Raw genomic sequence first — 15,643 nt, 5'->3', positions numbered from 1 at the left:
GGATACGGGACCAATGACCGTAACTCCAGGCGGCACCTCCCGCCTGAAACCCCTCCTCACGAACAGGGACACCGCACCTCGGCGCTGCGTTTTGGAGATAACATTCTTCTTCAGCAACTGCTGGGCGATCACGACCGCCACCTCATCAGGCTCGAACAGGGTTTCGATGTCCGCCTGACGTGCCGCGGCAACAAGATTGCCATCACGGGTGAAGCGGCTTCTGTCGCTCGCGCTCAGGCCGCCATCACCGCGCTCTATAACCAGCTTGAGCATGGCGGCAAGATTGATGGCCCCGTGGTCGACAGTGTCATTCGCCTGTCTGCCCTGCCGCGGCCAACCCGTGCGGCGGAGCCCCGGAACACGCCCCGCCAGAACGAGGCATCGGCAGCCGAACTGCCACGCACCGAGGCCGAGGGCCCAGCGCCCTTCCTTGACTTGCCCGCCATCAAGACCAAGCGCGGGGCCATTGCGCCGCGTTCGCGCGGGCAGGCCGCCTATATGCAGATGCTGGCCAAGACCGAACTGACGTTCGGGATCGGGCCGGCCGGTACCGGCAAGACCTATCTGGCCGTGGCACAGGGTGTTGCCATGCTTCAGGCCGGTCAGGTGGACCGGATCATCCTCTCCCGCCCTGCCGTTGAGGCAGGCGAGCGCCTGGGGTTCCTGCCCGGCGACCTGCGCGAGAAGATCGACCCCTACCTGCGCCCGCTCTACGATGCGCTCAATGACATGCTGCCGGGTGATCAGGTCGCCCGCCGGATGGCCAATGGCGAAATCGAGGTGGCACCGCTTGCCTTCATGCGCGGCCGGACCCTCGCCCATGCCTTCGTCATTCTCGACGAGGCCCAGAACACCACCCCGGCCCAGATGAAGATGTTCCTGACCCGCATGGGTCAGGGCGCTCGCATGGTCATCACCGGCGATCTCAGCCAGATCGATCTGCCTTCGGGCGTCGCTTCGGGGCTGCGTGAAGCGGTCGAGACCCTTGAAGGCTTGCCGGGAATTGGTATTACCCGTTTCGAGTCCGCCGATGTCGTGCGTCACCCGCTGGTGGCACGTATCGTGGACGCTTATGATCAACGAGTGGCTGCGGCACGGGACTATTCCCGAGGCAGGTCGCGCCGGGAATACAATGGAACCTCGAAGTAGTCTGACCCCATCCGCCGAAGAGCCGTCCTCTATCACGAGGGCGGCCCTTCGTTCACGTCTCGATCTGATCGTGGCCGACCGCCGCTGGCGTGCCAGCGTGCCTAATCTGGAAGCGCTCATCGCCCGCTGCCTCGAGGCAAGCTGGCCGTGGCTCGACCGCGATCGTGTTCCGGCCTTCCTTCTTGCGGGCGACCACGCCATCAAGGCACTCAACGCGACGTTCCGTGACAAGAACAAGCCGACCAATGTCCTCACCTTCGAGGAAAACGGGTCGTTCGGCGATGGCGATATTGCCCTTGCCTTCGAGACCGTCCGTCGCGAGGCCAAGGCAAGCGGCAAGAAATTCTCGCATCACTTCGCGCATCTCGTCGTTCATGGCCTGCTGCACCTCGCAGGTCACGACCACCACCGCCCCGATGAGGCGCGGCTGATGGAAATGACAGAATCCCGCATTCTGGCCCGCCTTGGTGTACCCAATCCCTGGCGTATGGGCGGGGGGCGCGGCGCATGAGCGAGAGCGACGACCATCGCCAGAGATCGGCCAAGGGATTGTTCGGCATCTTCAATCGCAAGGGGCGCGAACAAGGGCTACGACTATCGATTGCAGCTCTTGTGGAAGAGGCGGCGGCACCCCACCCCGAAGCGGGCACCCGTCCGGAGCTGGATCGGCAGGAACGCGCGCTCATCACCAATGTGCTGCATCTGCGCGAAAAAACCGCCGATGACGTCATGGTGCCACGTGCCGATATCGTCTCGATGTCAGCGGATATCACGCTGGACGAAGCGCTGGACTTCATGCGCCGTGAAAACCATTCACGTGTGCCAGTCTATCGCGAGCATCTCGACAACGTCATCGGGATGATTCACGTCAAGGATCTCATTGCCTATATCGGCACCTCGGAGGCGTTCGATATCGAACCGCTTCTGCGCCAGCCCTTGCTGGTCGCCCCGCAGATCCCCGTGCTCGATCTGCTGTTGCAGATGCGCCAGCGTCGCACCCATCTGGCGCTCGTGATCGACGAATATGGCGGCGTGGACGGGTTGGTCACCATCGAGGACCTCGTGGAAACCATCGTGGGTGACATCTCCGACGAACATGACGAGCCGGTCTCGGCCATGATTTCGGAGCGTGCCGATGGGTCCTTCGACCTTGATGCCAGATTGCCGGTGGATGAGCTTGAAGGCTTCATGGGGCCGGTGCTGACCGAGGCGGAACGTGAGGCTGAAATCGAAACCGTGGGTGGTCTCGTTTTCCGCCTTGCCGGGCATGTGCCGATACGCGGTGAGGTGTTTACCCATGAAAGCGGCCTTGTCTTTCGTGTGACCGATGCCGATGCACGCCATATCCGGGCGCTCCGGATGCGCGTCCCGCCCGACTGGATACGTAGCGACAATCCAACGCCCCACCACGGCGACGAGAAACGCTGAACCGTTCACCCCCTCCCGCCTCGTGATGTCCGGCGCCGCGTCGCGCGGGACACTTGACGCGGAGAGGGCTTCCGGTCTTCAAAACTCCGGTATCATTCACGGGGAGAGTTCTTGATGTCTTTGTACCGGCGCAGTTTCCTGGCAGCCATGCCTGCCCTCGCCCTTATGCCGAAGGCCCGGGCTGAGGATGCCCGACTGACCCCGCGCACCCTTGGCAACCCCAAGGCCCCTGTCACGGTCAATGAGTGGTTCTCCCTCACCTGCACCCATTGTGCCCATTTCGAAATGACGGTGTTCCAGGATGTTAAGAAAAACCTGATCGATACCGGCAAGGTGTTTTACGTCTATCACGATTTCCCGCTCGATCAGATCGCCCTGCTCGGGGCGATGGTGGCGCGTTCGCTGCCGGTCGATCGCTATGTGCCTTTCGTGAACTCGATGCTCTCTAGCCAGGATCGCTGGGCTTTCGCGCGGGACGTGAACCCCAAGCAGCAAATTCAGCAGATGGCTGCTCTCGCAGGTATCTCGGCTGAGCAATTCGCCAAGATTGACGCCGATGATACATTCCGTCAGGCACTTGTGGCCCAGCAGGATGCCGATCAGGCGAAATACAATATCGGCGGCACGCCTTTCTTCATGTTCAACAAACAGCCCTATAATCAGGAGCTTCTGACCTATGAGGCCTTCGAGGCCGAGGTCAAGAAAGCCGGCGGCTAAACAGAGGACCCCGCTTTTCGCGTATGTCAGCCAAGATCACGCGCCTGCGGATAGCGGGTTTCAAGAGTTTTGCCGATCCAGCCACAATCGACATTCTGCCTGGCCTCACCGGTATCGTGGGGCCGAATGGTTGTGGCAAATCCAACGTCGTTGAGGCCCTGCGCTGGGCAATGGGCGAGAGTTCCGCCCGTGCCCTGCGCGGCGGCGAGCTCGACGACCTGATTTTTGCAGGGACGAGCGCACGTTCGGCCCGCAGCCTCGCCGAGGTGACGCTGTGGCTGGATGAGGCACAGGGTCTCGCCCCACCCCCGTTCAGCGAGACTGATCGGCTCGAAATCACCCGGCGAGCCGAACGCGGATCGGGCAGTGAGTTCCGCCTCAACGGGCGCGCCCTTCGTGCGCGTGACATCACCACGATGTTTGCCGATCTCTCTTCGGGGGCACGCAGCTCATCCATTGTCAGCCAGAACCGTGTCAGCGCGCTCATCAGCGCCAAGCCCGAAGAAAGACGATCGCTCCTTGAAGAGGCTGCGGGCATCACGGGTCTTCATGCGAGGCGCCATGATGCTGAAATCAAGCTCCGGCAGGCTGAGGGCAACATGGAGCGCTCGGAAGACCTGCGTCAGCAGATCGAGACGCGGCTGGCCACACTCGATGCGCAATCGGTTCAGGCAAGAGCCTATCGCAGCCTTTCCGAAGCGATACGTGCGGATGAACTGACCCTCTCCTGGCTCGTACACCGCCGGGCCGCCTTGCTGGTCGAGCGCACACGGGAGCAGCTTGAAGCTGCGGAAAAATCCCGTGACGATTCGGCGCGCGCTGCTGATGAGGCGGGGCAGCAGGGTGCAGCCGGGCGCGAACGCCTGCTCGCCCTGCGCGAGCATACCGACGCTCTGCGTACCACCCGCGATAGGCTACGCGTCATCAGCGAATCGACCCGCGAGGCCGTGGCGCAGGCACAGGCGCGCCACGAGCAGACGACACAGCGCCACGAGCAGATGGAAGCCGATCACCAGCTGGCACTGGGACGACTGAGGGAACTCACGCAGCGTGAGACGCTGCTGAATGAGGAAGAGCAACGGCTCGCCGTCACCTTGGGCGAGCTGCCCGATACGCTCGTCACCCTGCGCAAGTCCGCTCAGGAAAGCGCCGAACTCCTGTCCCGCCTTGAGCAGACAAGAGTGGCCCTGGCTGACAAGCTGACCACACGGCGCATGACCGCTCAGGCCCTCACACTGGAGCATGAAGCGGCCGCAAAGGCCGTTGAGGCCCTGACGGATGAATCGGCAACGCTCGCGAAGGCGATAGCCGAACTCCGGGATGAGCTTCCCGATGAGACGGCGCTGGAGCAACTCGCCCGACGACTGGACGAGCAGCGTCAGGAGAGAGCCGCGCTCGACCAGCAGATCCAGCAGCAGGCGCAGCTCAGGCAGGAACAGCTCGTCAACACCTCCAAAGCCGAACAGGATCTGGCCCGGATCGAGAAGGAAGCCCGCGAAAATCGCGAGATGCTTGCGCGGTTGACGGCGCGGGCAAGCAACCTCGCCCAGCAGATCGCAGCGCACCAGAATGAACTGGAAGCCCTCGAAGCCGCCCGGCTTGATGAGGCTGCGTTGAACGCGCTTGATGCCAGGGCCGCCACCCTGATGACGGCACGAGATGTTGCCAGAGCGACAGCGGAAGAGAGCCGCTCCGCGCTTGCGCAGATCGAGCAACAGCTGAGCGCCCAGCAGGCCGAGGCACGCAGCATCGCCCGACAACGGGAGCTTCTCGAAAAAGACCGCGATCAGGCCCGCCAGAGTCTCGAACGCCTGAATCAGTCTCTCGAAACCCTTGTTGCCCGGCGGGAAGCGCTCGGCCGCGATATGCCTGACGATGCCGTCATCAGTCACGCCACCGGAGCCCGGGAGGCCGCGCAACGCACGCTGTCGTCCTTGATTCTCGAAATCGAGACGACAAGCCAGGCGCGGCGCGATACGCAGCTGGCGCGGGACGAGGCCGAGAATGCCCTCCGCCTTGCCAGTGCCGATCATCTAGCCCTCGTGGCAAGACGTGATGCCTTGCAGGCCAATACGCCTGACGATGCCCTGCCAGACCCTGCGCTGGCGCAAATGGAAATTCCCGCAGGGCTCGAGCGCGCCGTTGCTGCGGCCCTCGGGCAAACGCTCGAGGCTTCGCTGGATACACTCCAGAATCGCGCATGGCAGTTGCTTCCGCCGCTGACCCCGGAGCAGTTCGGGGCTGGCTGCACATCGCTCTCGGCCCTGATCAAGGCGCCTGAAGCGCTGCAACGCTGCCTCGATCATGTCGGCCTGATTGATAGCACGCAGGATCCTGAATCACTTCAGACGCGTCTCCTCCCCGGTCAGTGTCTCGTCACAAGCGAGGGTGCCCTGTGGCGCTGGGATGGCTATCGCGAAGCAGCCAACCTGCCCTCGACCGCCCTCAGCCGGGTCGAGCATCTGGCCGCGCTCCGGGATCTGGATACCCGGATAACTGCCGCGGAGGCCGCCACTCCTGCCCTGCGGGCAACGCTTGGTTCCTTCAATGATCAGGAGGCCGATCAAGCAGCAAAGCTGACAGCCCTTCGCGAGACGGTACAACGCGAGGAAAAAAACCTGAGCGCTCTGAAACAGGCCGAGACCGGCCTGCTTGATCGTCGGGACCGGCTCGCCGGGCAGATTGCCCAGATCGATCAGAACAGCACCGAGACCACGATCCAGCGGGACGAAACCCGCGACCGCCTGACCAACGCCGTGGCAGGCCTTGAGGCTCTGGGCAATGAAGCGAAACTGCACGAGGCCCTGCACGTCCTTAATGGCGACGTTTCCAGACAGCGCAGCGTGACCGAAGCCGCTATTGCCGCCGCGAGCCAGATTGAGACCGACTACACGACCGCCCAGCAGGATGCGACAAGGCAACGCCTGCAAAACGATTCCTGCGTCGCCAAACTCGCCACAATCGGCACCGTGCTGAAACAGGCTCGTGCTGATCATGATGACGTGGCCGGTCAGCGTCAGGCGCTCTCGCAAAACGATCACGACGCCGCACTGACCTCTGCCCGCACGGTGCTTGAACAGTGCAAGAGCGCTCTTGTTACCGGTGACCGGGAACGCGCCATACTGAAGACGAAGCTCGAAACCCTCAGCCGTGATATCGGCCGTTCCAGCCGCGAGCTTCAAACGCGCCGTGACCTCAAACTCAGCCTGAACAGCCGCCTTGCGGCCCTGACCCCACGCCAGAACATCATCGGGGATCAACTCGCGCGGGCAACGCAAGCACAGATAGCTCTGGCTCCAATCCCGGATCTTGCGCCCTTTGAGGCAGAGCTCAGCTCGGCGCTGGCCGCCGAGGCCGATCAGCGCGAACGCGACCTCGCCGCCAGGACGCAGGTGCAGGAGGCCCAGTCACGGCTGGATCAGGCGACGCAGGAGAAGCACGCCATCGCGCTCAGGCTTGGTGAGACGCGTGTGCAGGGCGAGACGCTGCGCGACGATTGTTCCCGGCTTGAAGAGCGCCTGACACTCAGCCACGAGGAAATCTCCCGTAATGCTGCTGAGAGAGCGGCGCAGGATGAGGCGCTGCAAGCCCATCGGTACGCCCTGCAAAACGCCGAGCAGGAGCACGAACAGGCCACTATTGCGCTCACAGAACTTGACGAGGCCCTACAAAATCTGGCGCGCAGCCAGCGCGATGAGGCGCAACGTGGAGCACAGGCCCGCGAAAATGCCATCCGGTTGCAGGAACGCCTCGCACAGGCGTTGGCGCAACAGGAAAAGCTTGCCGAAACACCCTGCGTCGAGCCAGAGTCACCCCCCGATATTCCCCTTACCGAAGCAAGCGAAACGACGCTTAAACGACGGCTCGCCCGTGCCCAGAAAGACCGTGAGGCTCTCGGGCCGGTCAATCTTCTGGCCGAGCAGGAATACACGCAGGCCAGAGAGCAATCCGACCATCTGACACGCGAGCATGAGGAACTGACCTCCGCCATCCAGCGCCTGCGTGGGTCAATCAACGCACTCAAGAAGGAGGGGCGCGAGCGCCTTCAGGCGGTCTTTGTCGAGGTGGACCGCCATTTCCAGTCGCTTTTCAGCCGTATGTTCAATGGTGGCAAGGCGCATCTGGGTCTCGTCGGCAGTGATGATCCGCTTGAAGCGGGGCTCGAAATCTTTGCGCAACCTCCGGGCAAGAAGCTGTCGACGCTTTCACTGCTTTCCGGCGGTGAGCAAGCACTGACGGCGCTGTCGCTCATTTTCGCCACCTTCCGGTGTCAGCCCTCACCGCTTTGTATCCTCGACGAGGTGGATGCGCCGCTGGATGATGCCAATGTCGAGCGCCTCTGCGGTCTGCTCAAGGACATGGCCGATGAAGCCCAGACGCGCTTTCTGATCGTGACCCACCACCAGTTGACCATGGCCCATATGGACAGGCTGTTTGGTGTAACCATGCAGGAGCGTGGCGTCAGTCAGGTGCTTTCGGTGGATCTGTCGCTGGCGGCCGCTTTTGCAGAAAGCGGTGCCGTGGCTGTGGCGTCCTGACCGCGATCGGTTATAACCATGTGTTCATTGTGTTTTTCGCCAGATGCAGCTCATACTGGCAGTTTCGACATGTGAGACCACTGAAAGGCCCCGACGATTACCTTTTCTCCCCCCCCTCCTCCCGACCTGTCCAGGCTGAGTGCCGGTCGCGGCATACGCGTGGTGGGAGACGTGCATGGAGACCTGACTGCGTTTGAACATGCGGTCGCGACCGATCGGTTCATCATCCAGCTGGGCGATCTGGTCGATCATGGTCCTGACAGCGCGGGCACGCTCAGGCTCATGCTCGACCTGATCGATGATGGTCGCGGCCTGTTCATCCTCGGCAACCATGACCGCAAGCTCGGTCGAGCCCTTGAGGGACGCAGGCTGCGCCGTGATCCCCCTCTGGAGGAGACACTGCACCAGCTTTCCGGGCCCGTTCAGGCGGGACTGCGTGAACGCGCCTATGAGGCGATCGCCACCGCACCTGCCTGGATCATCCATGACAAGCTGATTTTCGTTCATGGCGGTTTCCACACTGACATGCTGGTGGAAGCGCCCCCGCCCGCGCTTGGGAGCATGAGCTCCCTGCTGTCGCGCGCGCTCTTTGGCGAGACCACAGGAAGAATGCAGCCCGATGGCTATCCCGAGCGACGCCTGCGCTGGATCGACCATATTCCCGCAGGCCACGTCGTCTATTGTGGCCATGACCGACGCTCGACCGACGGGCGCCCCTGGATACGCGATGGGCGCAACGGAGGGCGCGCAATATTCACCGACCTTGGCGCCGGCAAAGGCGGCCATCTTGCCTGGATTGATCTCGATGTCTGAAAACGAAACCCGTACTCTTCTCGAACAGCATCGGCAGAGTATCGACAATATCGATGCCGCCCTGATCCACATGCTGGCCGAGCGCTTCCGGCAGACCCAGGCCGTGGGTGAGCTCAAGGCCCGTGCCGGCCTGCCCGCCGCCGATCCGTCGCGCGAGGCGAGGCAGATCGAACGTCTGCGTCAGTTGGCTTCCTCGGCGCGCCTGGACCCTGACTTCGCGGAAAAGTTTCTTGCCTTCATCATCAAGGAGGTGATCCGTCATCATGATTCGATTGCCGGGCGGAGCCCTCGCTGAATAATGGAGACGGCATGAGCATGCATCATCTCATTCTTGCCAGACATGCCGAGGCTGCGCCCGAACTGAGAGGCGGCGGCGATCGTGACCGCGTGCTCACGGCAACGGGCGAGCACGATGCCCTTGGCCTTGCACGCAAGATCGCGGCGCTCGGTATCCCCCTAGATCAGGCGCATCTCTGGCACAGCACTGCCACCCGCACGACACAGACCGCATCTGCCATCATGACGGCGCTCCCCGGCTCAAGTGTCATGCTTGGACTGGACGCGCTCTATGATCTCGATCTGTACGGGATTCTTGAATTGCTACGCGAGACGCCTTGCGCTGTCACGACCCTGATCATCGTTGGCCACAACCCTGCTATTGCAGAAACCTGTCGTCATCTCGCGAGCGACGCCGTGGATGGACCCATTGCCCGTGACCTGATGAGATCCTATGCGCCCGGAACGGCCACCCTGTTTACTGTGGCATCGGACTGGGCTGGCTTGTCGCCCAATACGGCTGGCCTTGGCGCGGTGCTTCATCCACATGACTCATCACCCATATGTTGATTGCCCCCGTCCCGCACAATTCGTAAGGCGTTTCCTATGGCTGAACACGACACTAACGGACCTATCTCCGCAACGGCGGCCCTCAGCATAGGCGAGCGCTCTGCCGAATTCCCCATCCTGAAGGGTACGATGGGCCCCGATGTGGTGGATATCCGCAAACTTACAGCCGAGACCGGGATGTTCTCCTTTGATCCCGGCTATGGTGAAACGGCTTCCTGCCGTAGCGCTGTCACCTTCATTGATGGTGATGAGGGCGTGTTGCTGCACCGGGGTTACCCCATCGAGCAGCTCGCCACCGAGGCCAGCTTCACTGAGACAGCCTATCTTCTGGTCTATGGGGAGCTTCCGAACCGGGCGGATTACGATCGTTTTCAGCACGACCTCAAGGAGCAGGCGCTTCTGCACGAGCAGATCCGCAACTTCTTCAACGGCTTCCGCCGCGACGCTCATCCAATGGCCATCCTGTGTGGCACCGTGGCTGCGCTGTCGGCCTTTTACCCCGATGCCGTGGATATCTCCCACGAAGCCTCGCGTGACCTTTCCACCCGCCGTCTGATCGCCAAGGTGCCAACCATCGCTGCCTGGGCCTATAAGTACACGGTGGGTGAGCCATTCGTTTACCCTGACAACAGCCTGACCTTCTCGGAAAACTTCCTGAAGATGCTGTTTGCCAAGCCAAACGCCGACTACAAGGTCAACCCGGTTCTGGCCCGCGCCATCGACCGCATCCTGATCCTGCATGCGGATCACGAGCAGAACGCCTCAACCTCGACGGTGCGCCTCGTTGGCTCAACCGGCTCGAACCCGTTTGCCTGTATCGCGGCCGGTATCGCAGCGCTCTGGGGGCCTGCCCATGGTGGGGCCAATGAAGCCGTTCTGGGCATGCTTTCCCAGATTGGATCGAAGGAAAACATCCCGGCCTTCATCACTCAGGTGAAGAACCGTGAGAGCGGCGTAAGGCTTATGGGCTTCGGCCATCGCGTGTACAAGAATTTCGATCCGCGTGCGAAGATCATGGAGCAGACCTATCACGAGGTCGTGGCAGAGCTTGGGCTCAAGCACGATCCGATGTTCGACCTTGCTGCCGAGCTCGAACGTATCGCCGTCAACGATCCCTATTTCGTGCAGCGCCGCCTCTACCCCAATGTCGATTTCTATTCGGGTCTGATTCTCAAGGCGATGGGTATACCAACCTCGATGTTTACCGTGCTTTTCGCGGTGGCCCGTACGGTGGGTTGGGTCAGTCAATGGCGTGAAATGATCGAGGAGCCCGGTCAGCGTATCGGGCGGCCACGCCAGCTCTATGTGGGCCAGGCGCATCGTGATTACGTGCCGCTTTGCCGACGAAGCTGAAGACGCCCGGCCAACGAAAAAAACCGGAGCATTGCTCCGGTTTTTGCTTGGCTCGGCGTAAGGGCCGTCTATTCCGTCAGAGATAATGATGTTGCCAGACCTGGCTGCTCATTTAGCCCGCTAGACATAAAAATCTGTCAGCAAGTATCCCGTGCGGGTCTAGCGGGACTTCAACAATCGCAGCCCGGCGTCGCTCCCTTGTCCTGACGCACGATATGGTGATCGATCCATTCCGAAACCAGACGGCGCGCCTCATTGATGGACGCCTCAGGGTGATGGATGCGATAAAGGGTCGTGCATGCGGTAAAAGCCTGAATGTCAGGCTGACCCACTTCCCGCAATTCTTCATACGCCGTGATCACGGCGCGTTCGCACTTTCGGGAAATGCGGTTGAGATCAACAGTCACGCAAACAGATCCTAGTTGAGAATTACTATCAATTGCTGCATTGTAAATCTTTTCCGATGGTGAATGCAAGCGTAGCCTATCGCACTCACGGGAGCGTTTTCTCTACTTATTTGTCTTACTTTTCTCACGAAGGCCGGATAATCCTGCACGGCTAAAGATCATGGAGTGACAAGAGATGGCTCTCAGCAACGAGATCAACGGTGGTGCGGTTCGTCAGACCCAGTGGGACAGGGATGCAGCCCTGACCACAGCGCGCATCCTTCTGGAAATCAAGGCAATCAATTTCCGCCCTGACGAGCCCTACACCCTGACCTCAGGCTGGAAGTCGCCAGTCTATATCGATTGCCGCAAGATCATCTTCTTCCCACGCGCACGCGCCAAGATTGTCGAACTTGCTGTCGAGAAGATCGGCCGCCACATCGGCTATGAGAGCATCGAGTGCGTTGTTGGCGGTGAAACCGCTGGTATTCCCTTCGCTGCCTGGATCGCCGACCGGATGATGGCGCCGATGGCCTATGTCCGCAAAAAACCCAAGGGCTTTGGCCGCAATGCGCAGATCGAGGGCGATGTGCCGGAAGCAATGCGCACCCTGCTGGTGGAAGACCTCACCACGGACGGCGCATCCAAGGTCCGTTTTGCCAATGCCCTGCGTTCGGCAGGTGCCATTGTCGATCACACCTTTGTCGTCTTCTTCTATGGCGTGTTTCCCGGCGCACAGAAGACGCTTGCCGACATGAATGTCTCGCTTCATTCGCTCTGCACCTGGTGGGATGTGCTTGAGGCCTGCTCCGGCGCTAATTATTTCTCCGAGGGCGACATCCATGAGGTGCGCCGCTTCCTTGAGGATCCCTGTGGCTGGTCCAAGGCACATGGCGGTGTCGGCAGCGCTGAGGAAGCTGCAGCCCTCAAGGCCAAGGCGGAAGGCTGACTTGCCCACCGATCCGGGTCGCGTTCTGGCTTTTGACTCGGGCATAGGCGGTCTTGCGGTGGTGCAAGCTCTGCGCACCACCCTGCCGCCCGGCACCCTGATCGACTATCTGGCCGATAACGCGCTTTTTCCTTACGGCGAACAGGACGATGCCGTTCTCGTCACGCGCATCCTAGCGCTCATGGAAGAGCGTATTGCCCGACTTCGCCCCGATGTCGTGCTGATTGCATGCAATACGGCCAGCACCATCGCCCTGGAGGCTCTGCGCGCTCGTTTCGACGTGCCATTCGTGGGCTGCGTACCCCCCGTCCGCTGGGCGGCACGCGTCAGTCAGACACGCGTCTTCGGTCTGCTGGCCACTCGAGGCACGGCACGTCGCCCCTATCTGCGTAGCCTGCGCGACAATTTCGCTGCCGATTGCGAGATGATTGTGCACGGTGCCCGTACCCTCGCCGATCTGGCGGAGCAGGCCTTCCTGGGCCGTCCGATCGATGACGATCTGGTAGCACAGGAACTGCGCCATCTGTTCGAGGCGCCCAATGGCGATCGGATCGATACAATCGGACTGGGCTGCACCCATTACACGTTCCTCAGTAATGCTTTCCTGCGCCTGTGCCCGCCAGACATCAACTGGCTTGACCCGGCTCTTGCGGTCGCCCGGCAGGTCAATCATGTGCTTGAAATGCAGGCGTCAGATCGTCCGGCCAGCACCTCGCCAGAATCGCTCTGCCTGACCGGCCCGGCCGGGGATGAGCAGGCCCTGAGGCGCGCCATTGCTCGCCTGGGGTATAAGGATATCACGGTTCTGGACCCAACCCCCGTATCCTGAACAGGGGCGCGCTGGACCCGCCTCGCGGCTGAGCGGATGAGGCGCGACCTGCCTGACAACAGGTACCAGAAGGAGAGCTTTCTGCTCCCCCTCTCTTCAGTCAGTTGGCGCGGCTGACCGTATAGGAGGCTGCATCAATCATGAGCTGCCGGATCGGGCTGTCAGGGAAAGACGACAGGGCTTCGATAGCGGCATCCGCATAAAGCTGCGCCCGATCCAGGGTCGTCTGGATGGCCCCCGTTTTCTCAATCAGGGCGAGGGCGTGCGGCAGATCCTCGTCGGTCTGCTCACCGGTTTCGATCACACGCAGCCAGAACGCACGGTCTGCCTCATCGCCAGCCCGGAAAGCCGCCAGCACAGGCAGGGTAATCTTGCCCTCACGCATGTCATCGCCCACTGTCTTGCCCAGCACCTGCTGGTCGGCCGCATAATCGAGCGCGTCATCGACAAGCTGGAACGCCATGCCCAGATTGGTGCCATAGGCCTCAAGCGCATCTTCATCGCTCTCCGGGCGCGCCGCCACCACCGCGCCAACCCGACATGCGGCAGCAAAGAGCGCTGCTGTCTTGCCATGAATGACTTCCAGGTATTTTTCGATCGGGGTGGAGAGATCGTTCTGCGTTGCCATCTGCAACACTTCACCCTCGGCAATCGTGGCCGAGGCGGCGGAGAGAATGGCCATGACCTTCAGAGAGCCATCAGCCGTCATCAGCTGGAACGAACGGGCAAACAGGAAATCACCCACGAGCACCGAAGCCTTGTTGCCAAACACGGCATTGGCGGAGGCAAGACCACGGCGCAAGGTGCTTTCATCCACAACGTCGTCATGCAGCAATGTGGCCGTATGGATGAACTCGACGCAGGCTGCCAGCCCGACATGACGCTGGTTCTCGGGCGAAGGCTCATAGCCACACAAACGCGCTGAGGCGAGCGTGAGCAACGGGCGCAACCTCTTGCCGCCAGCGGCAACCAGATGGGCGCCGAGTTGAGGAATAAGCGGAACAGGGCTTTGCATACGCGCGACAATCTCGCGGTTGCAGGCCTCCATATCATCCTTGAGAAAGTCAGAAAGGGCGTTAAGGGCTGAGCGCTCGCCATTGACGGGCACGGCTGCACTGTTGTTTTGCTCGGCCTTCATATCGGCCAGGCTGTCGGCACCACCCAAGGCAACTCTCCACTTCCTACTTGGCCACTGACGACCCTGATGCAGTATAAGGCACGAGCCGATATCCCGCACGGCGTAACAGGACACCGAGACAGAAACCGGATTTCATGCATGAGCCATTCAGACCGACGAACCGGCCCTCTGACAGTCAAATCCATATGAGCGGCAGGACGGCCCCGGTCAACCCGGCAACCCTCAAAGCTGATGCTGCTGCAATCAATACAACCGAGACGATGCCCGGTTATCTGCTTGACCGACGCGTCCAGTATCACCAGTTCACGAAGGGGTATCGCACCGGCATAGAACCAGTCTTGATGGCCGCCTTCGTACCCGCCCGACGTGGCCAGAGCATTCTTGAAGCCGGATGCGGCGCAGGTGCCGGTCTGCTCTGCCTCATGACGCGATGCCCAGAGACCAGTGGCGCAGGTATCGAAGCCGATAGCGCGACGGCGGAACTGGCGAGACTGAACATGGAGGCCAATGGTCTGGGCGCCCGCGTCTCGATCATCCAGGGTAGCCTGCCCGACATCCCCCCTACCCTACGCTTGATAACGCCGGGGGCAAACGGCCGCTTCCATCACGCGATGGCCAACCCTCCCTGGCATCCTGCCGATCACACCGGAGCTGATGATGCACGTCGCCGCCTTGCCATGACCATGCCAGAGGGAGGCTGGACTACGTGGATCGAGACGCTATCGAAATGGGTACTCCCCGGCGGTAGCCTGACTCTTGCCCTGCCAGCCTTTGTCATTGACACAGCCTGCGAGGCCATGCGCCAGGCAGGGTTCGGGAGCCTGGCACTTTGTCCGCTCTGGCCCAAACAGGGGCGCGCAGCGAAGATCGTCCTGCTGCGCGGGATATGGGGAAGCAAGGGTACGTTTCGGCTTCTCCCCGGTCTTGTGCTGCATCGAGAAGATGGCGGGTACACCGACGCGTGTGAATCCGTCCTGCGCAAAGCCTCCCCAATCGTCATGCCTTGAGAGTTTGTCGCACGCTACCCTGACCATGCCGGCATGTAGATGAATACAAGGCTCAGCACACAACCGGACGTAGTTAGACTGACGGGTGTGCTGATGGCGCGTCTACTGCCGTTTTTTCTCGGAAACAACGGCAAACCTCGCGCCGACGAAAGCCACTCGCTGCACGGTTCTGCTTTTACAAACCGCGGCAGCCCTATGCAGGCGTCGTACCCCCCGAGAGCGCAGCCCGCACAAGCTAGTCTGCGACAGCCAATGGCGTTGGGCGATATGAGATCTCCCATGAGGATGATGGCTAGAGCGTTTTCTTTGCTGATTGAATCATTTGGGATTCCCAATCTGTGTGTGATCTGATTCAAGGTGACGGCCGGGATGGAGGCCGGCGCTGGATGTCGTCACGCACCCTGTCTCTGGATTTACGCGCCCGCGTTGTCGCGGCGGTTTCAAAGGGCCTGTCCCGCCGGCAGGCTGCCGAGCGCTTCGGCGTCAGCCC

General features: G+C 61.4%; 15 protein-coding genes. 13 read left to right on the top strand and 2 right to left on the bottom strand.

Features of this window, described 5'->3' with window-relative positions:
• Positions 1 to 84 precede the first annotated feature (84 nt).
• The 9 genes from ACWNRM_RS13030 (at position 85) to ACWNRM_RS12990 (ending at position 10,844) form a co-directional block, all read left to right on the top strand.
• Positions 85 to 1,149 (top strand): PhoH family protein, encoded by a 1,065-nt coding sequence (locus tag ACWNRM_RS13030; RefSeq protein ID WP_485171245.1) that lies wholly within the window; start codon positions 85 to 87, stop codon positions 1,147 to 1,149.
• On the top strand, positions 1,133 to 1,660 hold the full coding sequence (ybeY, locus tag ACWNRM_RS13025) for an rRNA maturation RNase YbeY (protein WP_485171236.1): 528 nt from the start codon (positions 1,133 to 1,135) through the stop codon (positions 1,658 to 1,660). The genes ACWNRM_RS13030 and ybeY overlap by 17 nt, the downstream gene beginning before the upstream one ends.
• Positions 1,657 to 2,577: a hemolysin family protein gene (locus tag ACWNRM_RS13020; protein ID WP_485171237.1), complete on the top strand. Its 921-nt coding sequence runs from the start codon at positions 1,657 to 1,659 to the stop codon at positions 2,575 to 2,577. The genes ybeY and ACWNRM_RS13020 overlap by 4 nt, the downstream gene beginning before the upstream one ends.
• A 114-nt stretch (positions 2,578 to 2,691) precedes the next feature.
• Complete coding sequence (locus ACWNRM_RS13015) at positions 2,692 to 3,294, top strand: thioredoxin domain-containing protein (protein WP_023978721.1); 603 nt, start codon at positions 2,692 to 2,694, stop codon at positions 3,292 to 3,294.
• Between the two features lie 23 nt (positions 3,295 to 3,317).
• Entirely contained in the window at positions 3,318 to 7,832 is a 4,515-nt protein-coding gene (locus ACWNRM_RS13010; RefSeq protein ID WP_485171238.1) for an AAA family ATPase, read from the top strand.
• Positions 7,833 to 7,928: 96 nt separating this feature from the next.
• On the top strand, positions 7,929 to 8,645 hold the full coding sequence (locus ACWNRM_RS13005; RefSeq protein WP_371861649.1) for a metallophosphoesterase: 717 nt from the start codon (positions 7,929 to 7,931) through the stop codon (positions 8,643 to 8,645).
• The gene (locus ACWNRM_RS13000) at positions 8,638 to 8,940 is read left to right on the top strand and encodes a chorismate mutase (protein WP_122050069.1); all 303 of its coding nucleotides are present in this window, start codon (positions 8,638 to 8,640) and stop codon (positions 8,938 to 8,940) included. Before ACWNRM_RS13005 ends, ACWNRM_RS13000 begins: the two co-directional genes overlap by 8 nt.
• Positions 8,941 to 8,954: 14 nt before the next feature.
• Complete coding sequence (locus ACWNRM_RS12995) at positions 8,955 to 9,491, top strand: SixA phosphatase family protein (RefSeq protein WP_485171239.1); 537 nt, start codon at positions 8,955 to 8,957, stop codon at positions 9,489 to 9,491.
• A gap of 36 nt (positions 9,492 to 9,527) precedes the next feature.
• The gene (locus ACWNRM_RS12990; protein ID WP_485171240.1) at positions 9,528 to 10,844 is read left to right on the top strand and encodes a citrate synthase; all 1,317 of its coding nucleotides are present in this window, start codon (positions 9,528 to 9,530) and stop codon (positions 10,842 to 10,844) included.
• A 170-nt stretch (positions 10,845 to 11,014) separates the two neighbouring features.
• On the opposite strand, the gene ACWNRM_RS12985 is transcribed toward ACWNRM_RS12990, so the two are convergent.
• Positions 11,015 to 11,251, bottom strand: coding sequence for a hypothetical protein (locus tag ACWNRM_RS12985; protein ID WP_023978727.1), 237 nt, complete (start codon positions 11,249 to 11,251; stop codon positions 11,015 to 11,017).
• A 175-nt stretch (positions 11,252 to 11,426) separates the two neighbouring features.
• Here ACWNRM_RS12985 and ACWNRM_RS12980 point away from each other — a divergent pair, with 175 nt between their 5' ends.
• Entirely contained in the window at positions 11,427 to 12,179 is a 753-nt protein-coding gene (locus ACWNRM_RS12980; RefSeq protein ID WP_485171241.1) for an orotate phosphoribosyltransferase, read from the top strand.
• A gap of 1 nt (position 12,180) precedes the next feature.
• Positions 12,181 to 13,008, top strand: coding sequence for a glutamate racemase (gene murI / locus ACWNRM_RS12975; protein WP_485171242.1), 828 nt, complete (start codon positions 12,181 to 12,183; stop codon positions 13,006 to 13,008).
• 100 nt (positions 13,009 to 13,108) lie between these two features.
• Here the strand turns inward: murI and ACWNRM_RS12970 are convergent, their stop codons facing one another.
• Positions 13,109 to 14,146: a polyprenyl synthetase family protein gene (locus tag ACWNRM_RS12970; RefSeq protein ID WP_485171246.1), complete on the bottom strand. Its 1,038-nt coding sequence runs from the start codon at positions 14,144 to 14,146 to the stop codon at positions 13,109 to 13,111.
• Positions 14,147 to 14,331: 185 nt separating this feature from the next.
• Here ACWNRM_RS12970 and ACWNRM_RS12965 point away from each other — a divergent pair, with 185 nt between their 5' ends.
• Both ACWNRM_RS12965 and ACWNRM_RS12960 read left to right on the top strand, forming a co-directional pair.
• On the top strand, positions 14,332 to 15,153 hold the full coding sequence (locus ACWNRM_RS12965; RefSeq protein ID WP_485171243.1) for a tRNA1(Val) (adenine(37)-N6)-methyltransferase: 822 nt from the start codon (positions 14,332 to 14,334) through the stop codon (positions 15,151 to 15,153).
• A 386-nt stretch (positions 15,154 to 15,539) separates the two neighbouring features.
• Positions 15,540 to 15,643: helix-turn-helix domain-containing protein (locus ACWNRM_RS12960; RefSeq protein WP_485170605.1), on the top strand; the 104-nt coding region annotated here is incomplete at its 3' end.

The sequence above is a fragment of the Asaia sp. A2 genome, assembly GCF_057319415.1.
Note: the sequence above shows the minus strand (reverse complement) of the source record. Positions and strands in the feature narration are given on the sequence as shown.